At 60.3% G+C, this 17,382-nt stretch carries 15 protein-coding genes; 4 read left to right on the top strand and 11 right to left on the bottom strand.

Annotation, left to right across the window (positions count from 1 at the left end):
• The first annotated feature begins 108 nt into the window (after positions 1-108).
• The gene (locus tag BLU01_RS21065; RefSeq protein ID WP_092279120.1) at positions 109-1,107 is read left to right on the top strand and encodes an AraC family transcriptional regulator; all 999 of its coding nucleotides are present in this window, start codon (positions 109-111) and stop codon (positions 1,105-1,107) included.
• Positions 1,108-1,266: 159 nt separating this feature from the next.
• On the opposite strand, the gene BLU01_RS21060 is transcribed toward BLU01_RS21065, so the two are convergent.
• The 3 genes from BLU01_RS21060 to BLU01_RS21050 all read right to left on the bottom strand — a co-directional run bounded on the left by BLU01_RS21060 (position 1,267) and on the right by BLU01_RS21050 (position 4,009).
• A complete protein-coding gene (locus tag BLU01_RS21060; RefSeq protein WP_092279118.1) occupies positions 1,267-2,613 on the bottom strand; it encodes an ATP-binding protein in 1,347 nt (448 codons plus the stop codon).
• Entirely contained in the window at positions 2,610-3,287 is a 678-nt protein-coding gene (locus BLU01_RS21055) for a response regulator (RefSeq protein ID WP_092279116.1), read from the bottom strand. The genes BLU01_RS21060 and BLU01_RS21055 overlap by 4 nt, the downstream gene beginning before the upstream one ends.
• A gap of 119 nt (positions 3,288-3,406) precedes the next feature.
• A complete protein-coding gene (locus BLU01_RS21050) occupies positions 3,407-4,009 on the bottom strand; it encodes an outer membrane beta-barrel protein (protein ID WP_092279114.1) in 603 nt (200 codons plus the stop codon).
• 146 nt (positions 4,010-4,155) lie between these two features.
• Here BLU01_RS21050 and BLU01_RS21045 point away from each other — a divergent pair, with 146 nt between their 5' ends.
• Together BLU01_RS21045 and BLU01_RS21040 are read left to right on the top strand one after the other, a co-directional pair.
• A complete protein-coding gene (locus BLU01_RS21045) occupies positions 4,156-4,947 on the top strand; it encodes a dienelactone hydrolase family protein (RefSeq protein ID WP_092279112.1) in 792 nt (263 codons plus the stop codon).
• Positions 4,948-5,121: 174 nt separating this feature from the next.
• Positions 5,122-5,847, top strand: coding sequence for a 4'-phosphopantetheinyl transferase family protein (locus BLU01_RS21040; protein WP_197675566.1), 726 nt, complete (start codon positions 5,122-5,124; stop codon positions 5,845-5,847).
• A 159-nt stretch (positions 5,848-6,006) separates the two neighbouring features.
• On the opposite strand, the gene BLU01_RS21035 is transcribed toward BLU01_RS21040, so the two are convergent.
• Positions 6,007-7,617, bottom strand: a complete 1,611-nt coding sequence (locus tag BLU01_RS21035) for an ATP-binding protein (RefSeq protein WP_092279108.1) — start codon at positions 7,615-7,617, stop codon at positions 6,007-6,009.
• Positions 7,614-8,336, bottom strand: a complete 723-nt coding sequence (locus tag BLU01_RS21030; RefSeq protein WP_092279106.1) for a winged helix-turn-helix domain-containing protein — start codon at positions 8,334-8,336, stop codon at positions 7,614-7,616. Before BLU01_RS21030 ends, BLU01_RS21035 begins: the two co-directional genes overlap by 4 nt.
• Before the next feature lie 733 nt (positions 8,337-9,069).
• Here BLU01_RS21030 and BLU01_RS21025 point away from each other — a divergent pair.
• On the top strand, positions 9,070-11,964 hold the full coding sequence (locus tag BLU01_RS21025; RefSeq protein ID WP_092279104.1) for a ribonucleoside-diphosphate reductase subunit alpha: 2,895 nt from the start codon (positions 9,070-9,072) through the stop codon (positions 11,962-11,964).
• Positions 11,965-12,320: 356 nt separating this feature from the next.
• Here BLU01_RS21025 and flgE read toward each other — a convergent pair whose 3' ends face one another.
• The 6 genes from flgE to BLU01_RS20995 form a co-directional block, all read right to left on the bottom strand.
• Entirely contained in the window at positions 12,321-13,637 is a 1,317-nt protein-coding gene (gene flgE / locus BLU01_RS21020; protein ID WP_092279102.1) for a flagellar hook protein FlgE, read from the bottom strand.
• Positions 13,638-13,668: 31 nt separating this feature from the next.
• A complete protein-coding gene (flgD, locus tag BLU01_RS21015) occupies positions 13,669-14,397 on the bottom strand; it encodes a flagellar hook assembly protein FlgD (protein WP_092279100.1) in 729 nt (242 codons plus the stop codon).
• 15 nt (positions 14,398-14,412) lie between these two features.
• A complete protein-coding gene (gene flgC / locus BLU01_RS21010) occupies positions 14,413-14,856 on the bottom strand; it encodes a flagellar basal body rod protein FlgC (protein WP_092279098.1) in 444 nt (147 codons plus the stop codon).
• Between the two features lie 3 nt (positions 14,857-14,859).
• Positions 14,860-15,267, bottom strand: a complete 408-nt coding sequence (gene flgB, locus BLU01_RS21005; protein ID WP_092279096.1) for a flagellar basal body rod protein FlgB — start codon at positions 15,265-15,267, stop codon at positions 14,860-14,862.
• 260 nt (positions 15,268-15,527) lie between these two features.
• Positions 15,528-16,355, bottom strand: coding sequence for a protein-glutamate O-methyltransferase CheR (gene cheR, locus BLU01_RS21000; RefSeq protein ID WP_074879171.1), 828 nt, complete (start codon positions 16,353-16,355; stop codon positions 15,528-15,530).
• A gap of 46 nt (positions 16,356-16,401) precedes the next feature.
• On the bottom strand, positions 16,402-17,334 hold the full coding sequence (locus BLU01_RS20995; protein WP_092279094.1) for a chemotaxis protein CheV: 933 nt from the start codon (positions 17,332-17,334) through the stop codon (positions 16,402-16,404).
• Positions 17,335-17,382 lie beyond the last annotated feature (48 nt).

Genomic DNA, 17,382 nt, shown 5'->3' with positions numbered 1-17,382 from the left:
TTCCCGCCTAACCACCCAACCTCGTCCTACAATATGGCGGATATCCGCCTTGTTCAGCGCCGAGCCGTGCGGCTACCATTCGCCGCTTAACGGACGGACCTGCCAGCCATGCGTGAACGCACTATCGCCAGTCATTTCGCCCGCGCCGCCCTTGGCGGCGCGCGCCGTCGTGGCTTGGATTATTCCGCGCTGTTGTTACAACTCGGGATCAGCCCTGAATTGCTCGACGAGCCGCGTGCGCGGATCGCGCCGGAACAATTCACTCGGTTGATCCAGAGCCTGTGGCTGGCGCTCGACGACGAATACCTGGGTTTCGGCCCGGCGCCGAGCAAACCCGGCAGTTTCGCGATGATGTGCCACGCGCTGATCCACTGTCGCAATCTGGATAAGGCGCTGCATCGCGGCTTATTGTTTTATAGCCTATTCCCCGAGGCCCCGCGCCTGACCCTGAGCCGCGAGGACGAAATGATTCGCCTGAGCCTCGACGACGCGCAGCTGTGGGACCCGGATCATTTTCTGACGGAATGCCTGCTGGTGATCTGGCATCGCCTCGGCAGTTGGCTGATCGGCCAACGGATTCGGCTGGAGCAAGCGACGTTCAGCTATGCGCGGCCCGAGCACGGCGCGGAATACGATTTGCTGTTTCCCTGCGCGCTGGAGTTTTCCCGGCCGCAAAGCAGCCTGCTGTTTCACAGTCGCTACCTGGCAATGCCGTTGTTGCAGGACGAACGCACGCTCAAGCATTTTCTCGAACGCTCCCCCGCCGACCTGTTGTCGCGCCCGGATGACGGCGACAGTTTGAGCAGCCAGTTGCGCCGTTTGCTCAGCCGCGACAGTTCCCGTTGGCCGGACCTGGAAGCGGTGGCCGCGCAATTGCACATCAGCCCGCAGACCTTGCGCCGGCATTTGCGTGAAGAGGGCAGCAGTTTTCAGGAATTGAAGGATCAGTTGCGCCGCGACATTGCGATTTATCACCTCGGGCGCGCCGACCTGTCGTTGCAACAGATTGCCGAACAGCTGGGATTCTCCGAGCCTTCGGCGTTTCATCGGGCGTTCAAGAAATGGACCGGGCTGACACCGGGGGCTTATCGCGCGCAAGAGAATTGAACCTCGGCAGCAGATTCTCGAGTGTTTTCTCCGGCCTCATCGCGAGCAAGCTCGTTCCCACATTTGGTTCGCGGCGTTCACCCACAGTGTGTTCACCACCGTCCCCTGTGGGAGCGAGCTTCCTCGCGATGCCGTCCGCCGGCACACCTCAGATTCAGATCAAAGCGCCGGGAAATGAATCCGAAACGCCGCGCCGCCCAGCGTCGAGTCACCCAGGGTCAATTTGGCGCTGTAGCTTTCGATGATGTCCTTGACCACCGCCAAACCAATCCCCTGCCCCGGATGCTGGCGATCCAGCCGTTCGCCCCTTTGCAGAATCCGCGCGCGCTGGTCTGGCGGCACGCCCGGCCCGTCGTCTTCGACGCACAGCTCAATGCCGCCCTGGGTGTCGCGGACGCTGACGCGCACTTCGCTCAAACACAGCCGATAGGCGTTTTCCAGCAGATTGCCGAGCATTTCCAGCAACGCGCCCTGCTCGATCGGCACGTAACAGTGCTCCGGCAAATCGAAAGCCACGCGCACGCGTTTGTCGCGATAGACCTTGTCCAGCGTGTCGCAGAGGCTTTGCAGCACCGGGCGCAGGCGCACCTGATGGCGCACCAGACCGCTTTTGCGCAGGCTGGCGCGCTGCAATTGATAGCCGATCTGCTGGCTCATGCGCTCGATCTGCGATTGCAGCACCCACGCCTGATCGCGGTCCTCGGGGCGCTGCGCCATGTCTTCGCTGACGCCTTGCAACACGGTCAGCGGGGTTTTCAAACTGTGCGCGAGGTCGTCGAGGGAATCGCGGTAACGGCTGCGTTGCTCGCGTTCGCTGTGCAGCAAGCGGTTCAGCGAGCCGGTCAGCCGCAGCAGTTCGCGCGGGTGTTGCTCGGTGAGGCTTTCGCGGTCGCCGCTTTCGATCTCATCGAGTTCCTGACTCAAGCGGCGCAGGGCTTTCAAACCCCAGGTCAGGCCAATCCATAGCAGCGCCAGCAACACCAGCAACGCTGCGCCGAAACCGAGGTAAAGATTTTCGCGCAGGCCTTCGAGGGTGATTTCGTATTCGCGCACCGGTTGCAGCGCGACGATGCTGAACGCCGCGCTTTTGCCGCCGAGCAGTTTGACCTCGACGTCATAAACGAAAAATTCCTGGCCGTCGGTTTCCTTGATTCTGGCGAACTCGTTACCGCGTCCGTCGTAACGCGGTTTGTAGTTGATGTTCTCTTCGCGGGTGCCTTTCGAGCGCCAGACCAGCCGCCCTTCGCGGTCATAGATGTAGCCGAGCAATCGGCTGTCGGTGAGGTTGTAGCGCTCGTCCGGCAACTGCGCCGGCATTTGCAAGCGATTGTCTTCGACGCGCGCGGCGGAAATCAGCGTGGTCACGTCCGAGGCCAGGCGTTGCTCGATCGAGTCCTGCAACGCGAGGCTGAACGCGCCTTGCATCGCCGGCAGCAACGCGAGCATGAACAACACCGCCAACAGCGTGGCGGCGAGCATCAGGCGAACGCGAAGCGAGCGAATCAAGTGCAGCGCTCGTTGAACAGGTAGCCGAGGCCGCGCACGGTATCGATCGGCTTGAACCCGGCCGGGCCTTCGAGTTTGCGCCGCAAGCGGCCGACCAGCACTTCGATGACATTCGGATCGCGCTCGTCGTCATCCGGGTAGAGCTGTTCCATCAGGCGGTCCTTGGCCACCACTTGCTGGTGATGGCGCATCAGGTATTCGAGAATCCGGTACTCGTAGGCGGTCAGCGCCAGCGGCTGTTCATCGAGGGTCGCCTGCTTGCGATTGAGGTCGAGCAGCAGCGGCCCGGCGGTGATCGTCGATTGGGTGAAACCGCTGGAACGCCGCAACAAGGCATTCAGCCGCGCGTCGAGTTCTTCGAACTGGAACGGCTTGACCACGTAGTCGTCGGCGCCGGCGGCGAGGCCTTCGACCTTGTCCTGCCAGTTGCCGCGCGCGGTGAGGATCAGGATCGGGAAGGTCTTGCCGCTCGAGCGCAATTGGCGGATCAGGTCGAGGCCACCCATGCCCGGCAGGCCGAGGTCGATCACCGCCAGGTCATGGTTGAATTGCTCGGTCTGGTACAGCGCCTCTTCGGCGTTGGCCACGGATTCGACCACGTGGCCGCTATCCGTCAGGCGAGTTTGCAGGTGATGGCGCAATAGCGCTTCATCTTCGACAACCAGCAATTTCATAACGCTCTCCCGGGCAAAACAACATCTCCAGAGGCACGCGCACGTGCCTCAATGGTCAACATGGCAACGCCGGATCACCCTGTTTGGGTGATCCGGCGCAGGTCTGTCGCGAACGGCTTTTAAAAAGCGTAGTTGGCGGACAGGTAGGTCTGGGCGCTGCTGTTAAGTGCCAGCGAGCCTTGTTTGCTGCCACCGCGCTCGCTCATTTCGGTGCTGGCATTGCTGCGCAGGTAACGGTAACCCAGCTCGACCGAGGTGTTCTGCGAAACTTGCTGCAACACGCCGACCTGGCCGCCGAGGGCGTAACCGATGTCGCTGTCGCGGCTGAAGCCTGGGGATTCCTGGGTCAGCTTGGTGAAACCGGCCGTGGCGCCGCCGAACAATTTGGTGCTGCCGCCCACCGGGTAAAACAGATCGTAGCTGCCGAGCAGGTTTTCCTGGCGCAGTTTAATGCCATTGTGCGAGCCGGACACGTTGTCGTAAGTGGCGTAGTAGCGGCCTTGGTTGTTTTGCTTGCCCAGACGCACACCCCAGGTGGTGTCTTTGCCGATGGCACCGTCCGCGTTCGGGTGGCCGAGGTTGTCGTTGAGGGCGTGGGATTTTTTCACCTTGTCGCTGGTTTGCCCCAGCGTCAGGCCGGCGAAGGTATCGTCGGTAGCGTGCGCCGCAGCACTGGCGCTCAACACGGTGAAAGCCAACAGCAGTTTTTTCAAAGAAGTCATAGGAGGTTTCCTTATGCACTATCGCTTTTTGGGTACGGGGCAAGGTTACTTACCCGCCCCTGAACTGCCCCTGAACGCTCTCTGAACCTGAGCTGAATCAAATCGACTAGGCTGATTTGACCACTTTCTTTTAAGGAGACCCGACCATGCGCCTGTTTCTCGCCCTCGCCCTACTGGCCGCCAGCACGCTGGCCAACGCTGCGATCAAGACTGAGGAAATCCCTTACCAGAGCAGCGACGGCACGCAGATGATTGGTTATTACGCCTACGACGACGCGATCAAAGGCCCGCGCCCCGGTGTGGTGGTGGTACATGAGTTCTGGGGCCTCAACGATTACGCCAAGCGCCGCGCCCGCGATCTTGCCGGTCTCGGTTACAGCGCGCTGGCCATCGACATGTACGGCGGCGGCAAGAACACCGAACATCCGAAGGACGCGATGGCGTTCATGCAAGAGGCACTGAAGGACAGCGCGGTGGCGAGCGCACGCTTTCAGGCCGGGCTCGATCTGCTGAAGAAACAACCGCAGACCGATCCGCAGAATCTCGCGGCAATCGGTTACTGCTTCGGCGGAGCGGTGGTGCTGAATGCGGCGCGTCAGGGCCTGCCGCTCAAAGGCGTGGTGAGTTTCCACGGCGCGCTGGCGACCAAGACGCCGGCGACCGCGGGCAGCGTGAAGGCGAAAATCCTCGTCGAGCATGGCGCGAAAGACAGCATGATTACTCCGGACAACGTCGCCGCGTTCAAGTCGGAAATGGACAAGGCTGGCGCCGATTATCAATTCGTCAGCCTTGCGGACGCCAAGCACGGGTTCAGCAACCCTGACGCCGACCGGCTCGGGCATGGCGAACATGGCGGGCCGGATATCGGCTACAACAAAGCGGCGGACGAGCGTTCGTGGGCGGACATGCAGGCGTTCTTCAAGAAAATCTTTGGCTGATCAGTGAACCCTGTGGCGAGGGGGCTTGCCCCCGTTCGGCTGCGAAGCAGTCGCAAAACCGGCTGGCATGGAAGGATGCCGGGAGCCGCTTCGCGGCTCAACGGGGGCAAGCCCCCTCGCCACAAAAGCTGTTGCTACTACCCAGCCTGAGAGCAACCCGGCAAAATGCCCGCCATGAATTCAACCCCTGCCCTGCCCGCCTGCTGCACCCCGCTCGATGCCCATTGGCCGCTGCCATTGCGGCTGGCGGAAACGGTGTTGCTCAGCACGCACTTCGACCCTGCGCAACTGGCCGCCGATGATTTCCAGCGCAGCGTCATCGCGCCGCCGGCGAGCATTCAGCGTTCGGTAGCCAAGCGCCAAGCCGAGTTTCTTGCCGGACGGGTTTGCGCGCGCGCCGCGTTGCAACAGCTTGAAGGCTTGGATTGTGTGCCGGCCATCGGCGAGGACCGCGCGCCGGTCTGGCCCGCACACATTTCTGGCTCGATCACCCACAGCACCGGCCGCGCCGCCGCGATTGTCGCGAACAAGGCGCACTGGCGCGGCTTGGGCATGGACCTGGAAAACCTGCTGAACTTCGAACGCGCCGAGCGCCTGGCCGGGGAAATCCTCACACCGCCGGAGCTGCAGCGCATGGCCGCTGCTGGCAGTGAGCATCTGGCGCTGCTGGTGACCCTGACCTTTTCGGTGAAGGAAAGCCTGTTCAAAGCGCTGTACCCGATCGTCCAGCAGCGCTTCTATTTTGAACACGCTGAAGTGCTGGAATGGTCGGCGGACGGTCAGGTGCGCTTGCGCTTGCTCACGGATTTGTCCAGTGAGTGGAGGAACGGGGCTGAGCTGGATGCGCAGTTCGCGGTGAAAGATGGGCAGTTGTTGAGTCTGGTCAGTATCAAGGCTTGAGGCTCGCCCCTTGTAGCAGCTGGCGAAGCCTGCGTTCGGCTGCGCAGCAGTCGCCAAACCAGACACCGCAGTGTTTCAGGTAAACCGCGTGCGCAGGATTTACGACTGCTTCGCAGCCGAACGCAGGCTTCGCCAGCTGCTACAGGTGCTCGTCAAGCCTCAACGCTTCTCCTGATTCCTCGGCCAGCTCAAACTGAAACACGCGCCGCCGAGGCTTTTGCTTTTACCGATCAGCGCCCGGCCGCCATGCCAATGGACGATGCGCCGCACAATCGACAAACCCAGCCCATGCCCACCGGATGCGCGAGTGCGGCTATCGTCGAGGCGCAGGAACGGCGTGAAGATTTTCTCCCACGCGGCTTCCGGCACGCCCGGCCCGTCGTCCTCGACATCGACCCGACAGCGCAATTGCCCGACCTGATAACTCACCGTGACCCGCGATTGCGCGTGGCGCATGGCGTTGCCGACCAGATTTTGCAGCGCGCGGTGCAGATAACGCGGTTCGGCTTCGACCCAGGCGTCGTCGCAATCGGCGGCGGACAAACACAAACCGCGCTGCACCGTGACCTCCGCGCGCAACGGCGCCAGTTCCTCGATGACTTGATTGACCAGCGCATCGAGATCGACTCGCTGGAAATTCAGCGCTGGCGAACCCTGCTCCAGGCGCGCGTACGTCAGCATCTCGTCGACCAGTTTGTCGAGGTCTTCGATGTCGTGGTCCATGCCTTCGCGGTACTTCTCCAACGCTTGCGGCGTGGTCGCCGAGCCGATCATCTCCAGGCCAAAACGCAGGCGCGCGACCGGCGTGCGCAGTTCGTGGGAAACCGCGCGCACCAGTTCGCGCTGAATCGCTAATAATTGCTGCAAATGCTCGGCCATGCCGTTAAACGCCGCCGCCAGCCGCCCGACCGAATCCGCGCCGCGCGCCGGCACGCGGGTTTCCAGGCTGCCCTTGGCGATGCGCGTGGCGGCAGCTTCGAGGCCACGCAAACGCCGCTCCAGTTGCCGCACCAGCAAATAAACGATCAACCCGATCAAGCTCAGGCCCAACGCCGCAATCAACACCAGCCATTCCGGCGGATACGGATTCATCTGAAACAACGGACCGATCTCCAGCACCCACGGCGTGCCGACCATGCCGGCAAACACCCGGATCGAATCGCCGCCCTTGCCCAGCGCCATCACCGTGTCGCCCTCGGACACACGCCGGCTCTGGTCTTCATCCATGTCAGCCTGTTCGACTTTGACCAGCCGCAGGTCGAAACCAAAACCCTTGTCTTCCTTCAATTGCGCCAGGCGCTGCGGTTGCTCGGCGACCGGGTAGCGCACCAGTTCGTCGGCCAACAGATAAATCGTCGCGCGGGCCAGTTGCTCGCTGATCTGCTGCACTTCGCCGGTCAGCACCAGTTGCTCCTTGTCGCTGACCAGACGGTAGACCTTCGCCGCGTGCGGGCCGGTCTGTTCGACCAGCGCCTGCCCGCGCAGCACACGGGTGCGCTGGGTCAGGTCGAGGTCGGTCTGGGCGAAGGTTTGCAGCGCCAGCGGAATGCCCAGCAAGCGTTCCCACACCAGCAACGCGCGGTGGCGCTCGGTCGGGTTCATCGGTTGCAGGTTGTCGGCCATCAGCGAGAACGTGCCGTGGGCCAGGCGCTCGCGGTATTGCTCGCTGCGCACCTGATTAAGCAGGTGCAGCGCCAGCACGCCGAGCACCGCCACGAGGATCAGCGCTGCGCACATGCCGCCGTAGATGCGCAGGAAAATCGAGTTCACAGCGGCAGGTCTGCGCAGGCTTCCGGCACGAACAGATAACCTTTGCTGCGCACGGTTTTGATCAGGCGTGGATGGTCCGGGTCGTCGCCGATTTTTGGACGGATGCGCGAGATGCGCACGTCGATGGAGCGGTCCTGGCCGTCGTAACCGATGCCGCGCAAGGCGGTGAAAATTTCTTCGCGGGAGAGGATCCGCCCGGCGTTGGCCACCAGCAGCCACAGCAGGTCGAATTCGGCGCTGGTCAGTTCGATGCCGTTGTCGTTGAGCCAGGCTTCTCGCAACGCGTTGTCGACGATCAGCGGCCCGAACTGCAAGCGGCGGAGTTTTTCCGGGGCGACTTCCGGCGCTTCGCTGCGGCGCAACAAGGCCTGGATGCGCGCCAGCAGCAAGCGCGGGCGCACCGGTTTGCACACGTAATCGTCGGCGCCGAGGTCGAGGCCGAGAATCTGATCGGTGTCGTCGGTGCGCGCGGTGAGCATCAGGATCGGCCCGTCGAACTTGTCGCGGACCTTGCGGCAAATGCTCAGGCCATCTTCACCGGGCAACATCAAGTCGAGGATCACCAGATCCGGTTGTTCCTTGATGATCCGCGCGGCCGCCAGCGCACCGTTGCCCTCGATTGACACGCGCAGGCCGTTGGCTTCGAGGTAATCGCGGGTCAGCTCGGCCAGTCGCTGGTCGTCTTCGACAATCAATACCTGCCAGGCTTCTTGCTCCACGGGTGACCTCTGCTTGCCAACAACACTTATAAGGAAGGATCCGCCCGTCTTTTTGTAATGATTGGGGAGGATAAGAATGCGTGTGCACCGGCCGATTGTATAAACGTCGCCCGGCGAGAAAACAAGTCGGCAAATGCGTTCGGACAAGCCGCTTTTTTGTGGTAGGGTTCGCGCCCTTAAAAATCCGAACGACTGTTTTCAGTGATTGAAAAACAGTGAAAATCCGCGCGATGCAGCAGCGTCGCGGCCTACACGCCTGTTCCACCTTTCCCACACAATTTACCCACAGGTTTATCCACAAGCAGTACGTTGCAACACTCTACAAAACGCACTATCTTGTAGCCCGACGCAAAACCAAACCCTACATGTAGGGTTTTCGGCAAAAAGCCCACCATATTTCAGACCAGAAACTCAAGTGCTTTATTGCCTGTTTACGGTTGAACCAAGCGTGTTTTTCAAAGCCCAAACCGCACTTGCGGATGGCACCGTTTTTTAAGGCCCAAATGGTCGGAACGGTACGGGTGTTGCAGTCATTTCTGCACCCCTGAAAGGAATCCGGTGTCGAGCCCAGCTCGCTGCCAAAAACTTCGGCAAGGATGCGGCGTCATTAGCCTTTTTCCTACTGTCCCGAAGTGGATATGCCCGGCGCCCGTCGGTTGTAGTGCTTCAGGACAGAACGGTGAGCACCATGACGGTGCTCAAACAAACATAGAGAATGCGGAGACAACCCCCCATGCAAACCGACACAACTCGCGAGAACCCGCAGGGCACCTTGCCGCAGGCCGCTGATTCGACTTCGGATCTGTCCGCCACCGCGCCTGGTCAATTGCGCGTGATCAAGCGTAACGGCACTGTCGTCCCTTATACCGATGACAAAATCACCGTCGCTATCACCAAAGCGTTTCTCGCAGTTGAGGGCGGCACCGCTGCCGCCTCGTCGCGAATCCATGACACCGTTGCCCGCCTGACCGAACAAGTCACCGCAACCTTCAAGCGTCGCATGCCTTCGGGCGGCACCATCCACATCGAAGAAATCCAGGACCAGGTTGAATTGGCCCTGATGCGTGCCGGCGAGCAGAAAGTGGCGCGCGACTACGTGATCTACCGCGACGGTCGTTCGAAAGAACGCGCTGCCCACGCGCCGGTCGAGGAAGCGGTCAACGCTCACCCATCGATCCGCATCACCCGCGCCGACGGCACTTTTGCCCCGCTGGACATGGGTCGCTTGAACACCATCGTCACTGAAGCGTGCGAAGGCCTGGAAGAAGTCGACGGCGACCTGATCCAGCGCGAAACCCTGAAAAACCTGTATGACGGCGTGGCCCTGACCGACGTCAACACCGCATTGGTGATGACCGCCCGTACGCTGGTCGAGCGTGAGCCGAACTACTCGTTCGTGACCGCGCGCCTGCTGATGGACACCCTGCGTGCCGAAGGCCTGAGCTTCCTCGAAGTTGCCGAAAGCGCGACCCACCACGAGATGGTCGACCTGTACGCCAAAGCGCTGCCGGCCTACATCGCCAAGGGTATCGAATTCGAATTGCTCAACCCGATCCTGGCCACGTTTGACCTGGAAAAACTCGGCAAGGCCATCAACCACGAGCGCGATCAGCAGTTCACCTACCTGGGCCTGCAAACCCTGTACGACCGTTACTTCATCCACAAGGACGGTATCCGCTTCGAACTGCCGCAGATCTTCTTCATGCGCGTGGCCATGGGCCTGGCGATTGAAGAGAAGCAGAAAGAAGACCGTGCAATCGAGTTCTACAACCTGCTGTCGTCCTTCGACTACATGTCCTCGACGCCAACCCTGTTCAACGCCGGCACCCTGCGTCCACAGCTTTCCAGCTGCTACCTGACCACCGTGCCGGATGACCTGTCGGGCATTTACCACGCGATCCACGACAACGCCATGTTGTCGAAATTCGCTGGCGGCCTGGGCAACGACTGGACGCCGGTTCGTGCGCTCGGTTCGTACATCAAGGGCACCAACGGCAAATCCCAGGGCGTTGTACCGTTCCTGAAAGTGGTCAACGACACCGCCGTAGCGGTCAACCAGGGCGGCAAGCGCAAAGGCGCGGTCTGTGCCTACCTGGAAACCTGGCACATGGACATCGAAGAGTTCATCGAGCTGCGCAAGAACACCGGTGATGATCGTCGTCGTACCCACGACATGAACACTGCCAACTGGATCCCTGACCTGTTCATGAAGCGCGTCTTCGATGACGGCCAGTGGACCCTGTTCTCGCCATCCGAAGTGCCGGACCTGCACGACCTGACCGGCAAGGCGTTCGAAGAGCGTTACGAGTACTACGAAGCGCTGTCGCAGTACCCGGGCAAGATCAAGCTGTTCAAGACCATCCAGGCCAAAGACCTGTGGCGCAAAATGCTCTCCATGCTGTTTGAAACCGGCCACCCTTGGCTGACCTTCAAAGACCCGTGCAACCTGCGCAGCCCGCAGCAGCACGTGGGCGTGGTCCATAGCTCGAACCTGTGCACCGAAATCACCTTGAACACCAACAAGGACGAAATCGCCGTTTGCAACCTGGGCTCGATCAACCTGCCGAACCACATCACCAACGGCAAGCTCGACACCGCCAAGCTGGAACGTACCGTGAACACCGCCGTGCGCATGCTCGATAACGTTATCGACATCAACTACTACTCGGTGCCACAAGCGAAGAACTCCAACTTCAAGCATCGTCCGGTCGGCCTCGGCATCATGGGCTTCCAGGACGCGCTGTACCTGCAGCACATTCCTTACGGTTCCGACGCTGCCGTCGAGTTCGCCGACAAGTCGATGGAAGCGGTCAGCTACTACGCGATCCAGGCTTCCTGCGACCTGGCTGACGAGCGCGGCGCTTACGAGACGTTCCAGGGTTCGCTGTGGTCCAAAGGCATCTTGCCGCTGGATTCGCAACAGATCCTGATCGAGCAACGTGGCCAGAAGTACATCGATGTTGACCTGAACGAATCCCTGGACTGGGCACCGGTTCGCGCCCGTGTACAGAAAGGCATTCGTAACTCCAACATCATGGCCATCGCGCCGACCGCGACCATCGCCAACATCACTGGCGTTTCGCAGTCGATCGAACCGACTTACCAGAACCTTTATGTGAAATCGAACCTGTCGGGCGAATTCACCGTGATCAACCCGTACCTGGTTCGCGACCTCAAGGCTCGCGGTCTGTGGGACTCGGTCATGATCAACGACCTGAAGTACTACGACGGTTCGGTGCAGCAAATCGAGCGCATCCCGCAAGAACTCAAAGAGCTCTACGCGACTGCTTTCGAAGTGGACACCAAGTGGATCGTTGACGCGGCCAGCCGTCGTCAGAAGTGGATCGACCAGGCTCAGTCGCTGAACCTGTACATCGCCGGCGCTTCGGGCAAGAAGCTCGACGTGACCTACCGCATGGCTTGGTACCGTGGTCTGAAAACCACTTACTACCTCCGTGCCCTGGCCGCGACCAGCACCGAGAAGTCGACCATCAACACCGGCAAGCTGAACGCGGTTTCCAGCGGCGGCAACCACGGTGACGATTCGGTATTGGCTGCGCCTGCCGGCCCGGCTCCAGTGCCGAAGGCTTGCGCCATCGACGAGCCGGATTGCGAAGCTTGCCAATAAGCCGAGCGGTACGTTGAATCGATAAGCGCTGCGAGGCGCTTGTCTGAAACCCCCGATCTGCCTCTGGCGGACCGGGGGTTTTCTTTTGCCCCAAGGAAAGGGTTGGCTGAGCTGACGCCTTCGCGGGCAAGCCTCGCTCCTACAGGTTTCGCATACCTCGGCGCAATCATTCCGACCTGTAGGAGCGAGGCTTGCCCGCGAAGAGGCCATCGAGCCCGACCAACTGTGGGAGCGATGCTTGCTCGCGAAGGCGCCCTCCCCGACAACACAAATCCTGTTGCCACCAAAAAAACCCCGGCCACAAAAAAGCCCCTCTTCCGAGGGGCTCCTTGTGCAGCGCTACAACCGAACCCGCATCAAGCCATCTGAATAATGGTCTGCATGATGGTGCTCTGGGTGGAGATGGTCTTGGCGTTCGCCTGGTAGTTGCTCTGGCCCTTGATCAAATCAACCAGTTCGTTGGTCAGGTTGACGTTGGACTCTTCCAGCGCGTTGGACTGGATCGAACCCAAGGTGCCGGTTTCCGGCGAATCGTAGCCCGGGATGCCCGACTTGTAGGTTTCTTTCCAGCTAGTGCCACCCACCGGTTGCAAGCCCTGCTCGTTGGTGAAGCTGGCGAGCGCGATCTGCCCGATCGGCTTGGTCTGGTTGTTGCTGAAGTTGGCCAGCAACACACCGCTGCCGTCGATGGTCAGGTTGGTGATCTGGCCAGTCGCATAACCGTTCTGCGTTGGAATCGAACGCGCGGTGTCAGCGTTGTACTGCGTGGTGTCGGCCATGGAAATGCTCATGCCGGCCGGATCGGCAGAAGCACCGTTCGGCGCCCAGACACCATTGGTCACGGTGCCTGGAACCCAACCGGTGACTTTCAGATCAGGGCTGACGATTGGCGTCGGCGTGGCCGGCGTGGTCACCGAGACCAGTTTGCCCGAGCTGTTGAACGACATGGTCGAAGCAACCGGCGGGGTCGCTGCGTTGGTCGGATCGCTGCCATTGGGGTTACGGCCATCGATCAGGGTGTAGGTTTTCCAGGTATTCGCGCCGGTCTTGACCATGTACTGGTCCATGTCGTGCTTGTTGCCCTGGGTATCGTAGACCGGCGTGGTGAACTGCTTGGTGAAGGACGCCGATTTGCTCGGGTCGAACGGGTTAGCAACCTGATCGATATCCGTTGCAGTGGAGTTCAGGTTGATCGTCGAAGCAATGCTGGTGGTGGTTTTCGGCGCCAGGTTCGAGGTGTCGATGCGCAGGTCACTCAGAACGCCGTTGGCGATCTTGCCGTTGGCATCGACGCCGTAGCCCTGCAGTTTTGCAGTGCCGTCGGAGTTGGTGACAAAACCTTCCTTGTCGACTTTGAACGTACCGGCACGGGTGTAGGACAACGAGCCATTGTTGCTCAGGGTAAAGAAACCCGAACCGTTGATGCCCATGTCCAGCACGTTGCCGGTGTTGCTGATGTCGCCCTGGGTGAACTGCTGGGAAACGTTGGCCAGGCGCACACCGTTACCGATGGTTTTGCTGCCCGAACCCAGTTTGGTCGCCGAGTACACGTCTTCGAATTCTGCACGGGACGATTTGAAACCGGTGGTCGCGACGTTGGCGATGTTGTTGCCGGTCACGTCCAGTTGTTTGTTGGCTGCATAGAGACCGCTAAGGCCGATATTGAAAGACATATTCCACTCCTTTGTGCCGGGTTAGTCGGCTCTATATACCAATGGTTTGAACTTTGGACAGGGCGACCGGGCCCAGGCCTGCGAGGTTGAGCATCAGCTCGCCGCCGGTCTGGCTGAGGGTCACGCTGTTGACCGTGGCCGGCAGATATACCGCCAGGTCCGTGGCCTTGCCGTCGATTGGCGCACTGGCCTTGACGTTGTAGGTGCCGACCGGCACCACGGCGCCGCTCGAATCCTTGCCATCCCACGTGAAGCTGGCACTGCCGGCCGCGCGTGCGCCAAGGTCGATGGTGCGGATCGCTTTGCCATCCTTGTCGGTAATGGTCACGGTGCCGCCGGCGATCGACGTCGACAGGTTGACCGAGCCAGTCACCGGTTTGGTCGGATCATCGACCTGCACCGAACCGGTCTGCACGATCACCGAACGGCCGACCAGCGACGACGCCTGCAACGCTTGCGAAGAGCTGTAGTTGCCGGCAATCGACGTCACCGTGTCATTCAACGCGGTGATGCCTTCCAGGCTACTGAACTGCGCCAACTGCGCGACGAACGCGCTGTTGTCTTGCGGGTCCAGCGGGTTCTGGTTTTTCAGTTGGGTAACCAGCAGTTGCAGGAAGGCATCTTTGCCCAGCTTCTGGCTGCCAGTGGCGCTGTTGGTCGCGGAGGCAATGCCGTCACCCGTGGAGCTGCTCGACTTGACTGACGAGTTCGCCAGAATGTCGTTCATGCTCAGGCCAGCGGTGGAATCGGTAACACTCATCTGAGTCGCCCCTTGTTACTGACCGAGGGTCAGCACCTTCTGCATCATGGTTTTGGCGGTGTTCATCATCTCGGCGTTGGTCTGGAACGAACGGCTCGCGGAAATCATGTCGGCCATTTCTTCAACGACGTTGACGTTCGGGTAGTAGACGTAACCCTTGGCGTCCGCCGCCGGATGGCCCGGCTCGTAACGCGCTTCGAGCTCGGCCTGGTCCTCGACCACGCCCAGCACTTGCACGCCTTGACCGGCAGCGTCCTGGTTCTGGAACAGCGAATCGCTGCCGCCGGCCTGGCCGCCCTGGAACATGGTGGCGAATACCGGGTGGCGCGCGCGATAGGTCTGGTCGATGCTCGACGAGACGGTTTCGGCGTTGGCGATGTTCGAGGCGACGGTGTTCAGACGCGTGGTCTGGGCACTCATGCCGCTACCGGCAATGTTGAAAACACTGGCTAGGGACATGACTTACTCTCCGCGCAGGGCTGCAACCAGCCCTTTGAATTTGCTGTTGAGCAGGGTGAAGCTGGCCTGGAAGTTGACCGCGTTTTCCGCGTAGCTCGACTGTTCCAGTTGCGCGTCCACAGTGTTCTGGTCGAGCGACGGCTGCATCGGCGTGCGATACAGCAGCGACTCGTCGCCATTGCTCAGGCCTTCGGCTTCGATATGACGGTTGTTGGTCATGTTCAAGGCGAATGCGCCGTTCTTGGTTTTCTCGCTTTGCGCGGCAAGCACGGCGGAGAAGTCCAGATCCCGAGCCTTGTAGTTCGGGGTGTCGGCGTTGGCGATGTTGTTGGCCAGGACTTCTGCACGCTGGGCGCGGAAGCCCAGGGCTTTCTCGTGGATACCGAGCGCGTTATCGAAGCTGATGCTCATGGCGGGGACCTTCGGGTGACCGGATTTTTCGTTAACTGGACCATAGCAAGCAGCGTGCCAATTCAAAAAACCCCGTAAACCGGGGGTTTGCGGGCAGCGGCAACGCGGCAATGCCAGAAAAGCGGCAACCGGTTTCCGCTGGCTGCCGCTTTTCTGCCGCTTTGCCACGGACAACATCAATCACCTGTAGGGATGCAAAAGCAGCGCGCATAAAAAAGGAGTCCCTGAGGACTCCCTTTTTAAGCGCGCTGCTTTTTGCATCACTTCGCCTGGTAAATAATCCCCGGGCTGCACTGGACCATCTGGTAATGGTCGGGCAAACCGTTCAGCGCTTCCGATGCGCCAAGGAACAGGTAACCGCCCGGCTTCAGCGTGCTGTGGATGCGCAACAGAATGTCTTTCTTCACCTCGGCGGAGAAGTAGATCAACACGTTGCGGCAGAACACGATGTCGAACTTGCCCAGCGCCGCGTAGCTGTCGAGCAGGTTGAACGAGCGAAACTCGACGCGACTCTTGATCGGTGCCTTGATCGCCCAGCGGCCCGGCCCTTTCGGGTCGAAGTAACGCTGCAGGCGCTCGGGCGACAAACCGCGACCGATCGCCAGGCTGTCGTATTCGCCGGTCTTGCAGTTGGTCAGCATGGTGCCGGACAGGTCAGTGGCAACAATCTGCACGCCCATCTTCAACTGGCCCATGTTGACGCGCTCGAACTCGTCGATCGACATCGACAGCGAATACGGTTCCTGACCCGACGAGCACGCCGCCGACCAGATACGCAGACGCTGGCCGGGGGCAGCCTTGATCGCCGCAGGCAACACCTTGTTCTTCAAGACTTCAAACGGGTAGGTGTCACGAAACCACAGGGTTTCGTTGGTGGTCATGGCATCCACCACCATTTCGCGCAAACCACTGCGCGGCTGGGTCTGGATGCGCTGCACCAACTCACCCAGGGACTTGATGCCCTGCTGTTCCATCAGTTTGTTGAGACGGCTCGACACCAGGTATTGCTTGTTTTCACCAAGCAAAATGCCACAGGCTTTTTCCAGGAATACCCGGAACTGTTCGAAATCCAAATTACCCGTAGACAAAGATACCGCCTCTTAAATCGTGTGAACCGCCAGGGGCAAAAGGCCCCTAGCTGATGTCTGCTGCTTTGATCCGGTCGACTACCCGGGATGCCAGGTCATCAGGGCGGAATTTGGCCAGGAAGTCATCGGCACCGACTTTCTTGACCATCGCCTGATTGAACACACCCGACAACGAAGTATGCAGGATGATATGGAGCTTTTGCATGCGCGGGTCGCTGCGGATTTCGGCCGTCAGGGTGTACCCGTCCATCTCCGGCATCTCGATGTCGGAAATCATCATCAAGAATTCTTCTTCCGGTTTCTTGCCCTCGTCGACCAGTTTGCGCAGGTAATCCAGCGCTTGCCGACCGTCGTTCAGCGCCACCACTTCGACGCCGACCGTTTGCAGGCAACGCGAGACCTGCTTGCGCGCCACCGACGAGTCATCAACAGTCAACACGCGCAAGGACAACGCCTTGTGCTGGGTTTCGACATCGACCACACCGGCGGAAATCGCTTCCGGGGTCGGCGCGACTTCGGCGAGGATCTTCTCGACGTCGATGATTTCGACTAACTGATTGTCGACCCGAGTCACAGCCGTCAGGTAATGATCGCGTCCAGTGCCCTTGGGTGGCGGATGAATCTCCTCCCAGTTCATGTTGACGATGCGCTCTACCGACCGAACCAGGAAACCCTGAGTCTTGGTGTTGTACTCCGTGATGATCACGAAAGGACTGTTCTTGTCTTTCAACGCTCCGGAACCGGTGGCCATCGCCAGATCCAGGATCGGGATGGTCGCCCCGCGAATATTTGCCACACCGCACACGACGGGACTGGACTTGGGCATCACGGTCAGCTTGGGGCATTGCAGCACCTCACGAACCTTGAATACGTTGATCCCATAAAGCTGTTTGCCGTCGAGACGGAACAACAACAGCTCCAGGCGATTCTGCCCTACCAGTTGCGTGCGCTGGTTTACCGAATCCATTACACCAGCCATGCCCAGACTCCCCACACCAACCAACGCTAAGTTGTGTTGCGACGCACA

Origin of the sequence: Pseudomonas prosekii, assembly GCF_900105155.1 — a bacterium.
GTDB classification, from domain to species: Bacteria; Pseudomonadota; Gammaproteobacteria; order Pseudomonadales; family Pseudomonadaceae; genus Aquipseudomonas; species Aquipseudomonas prosekii.
This window is presented reverse-complemented; position numbering and strand designations above follow the sequence as displayed.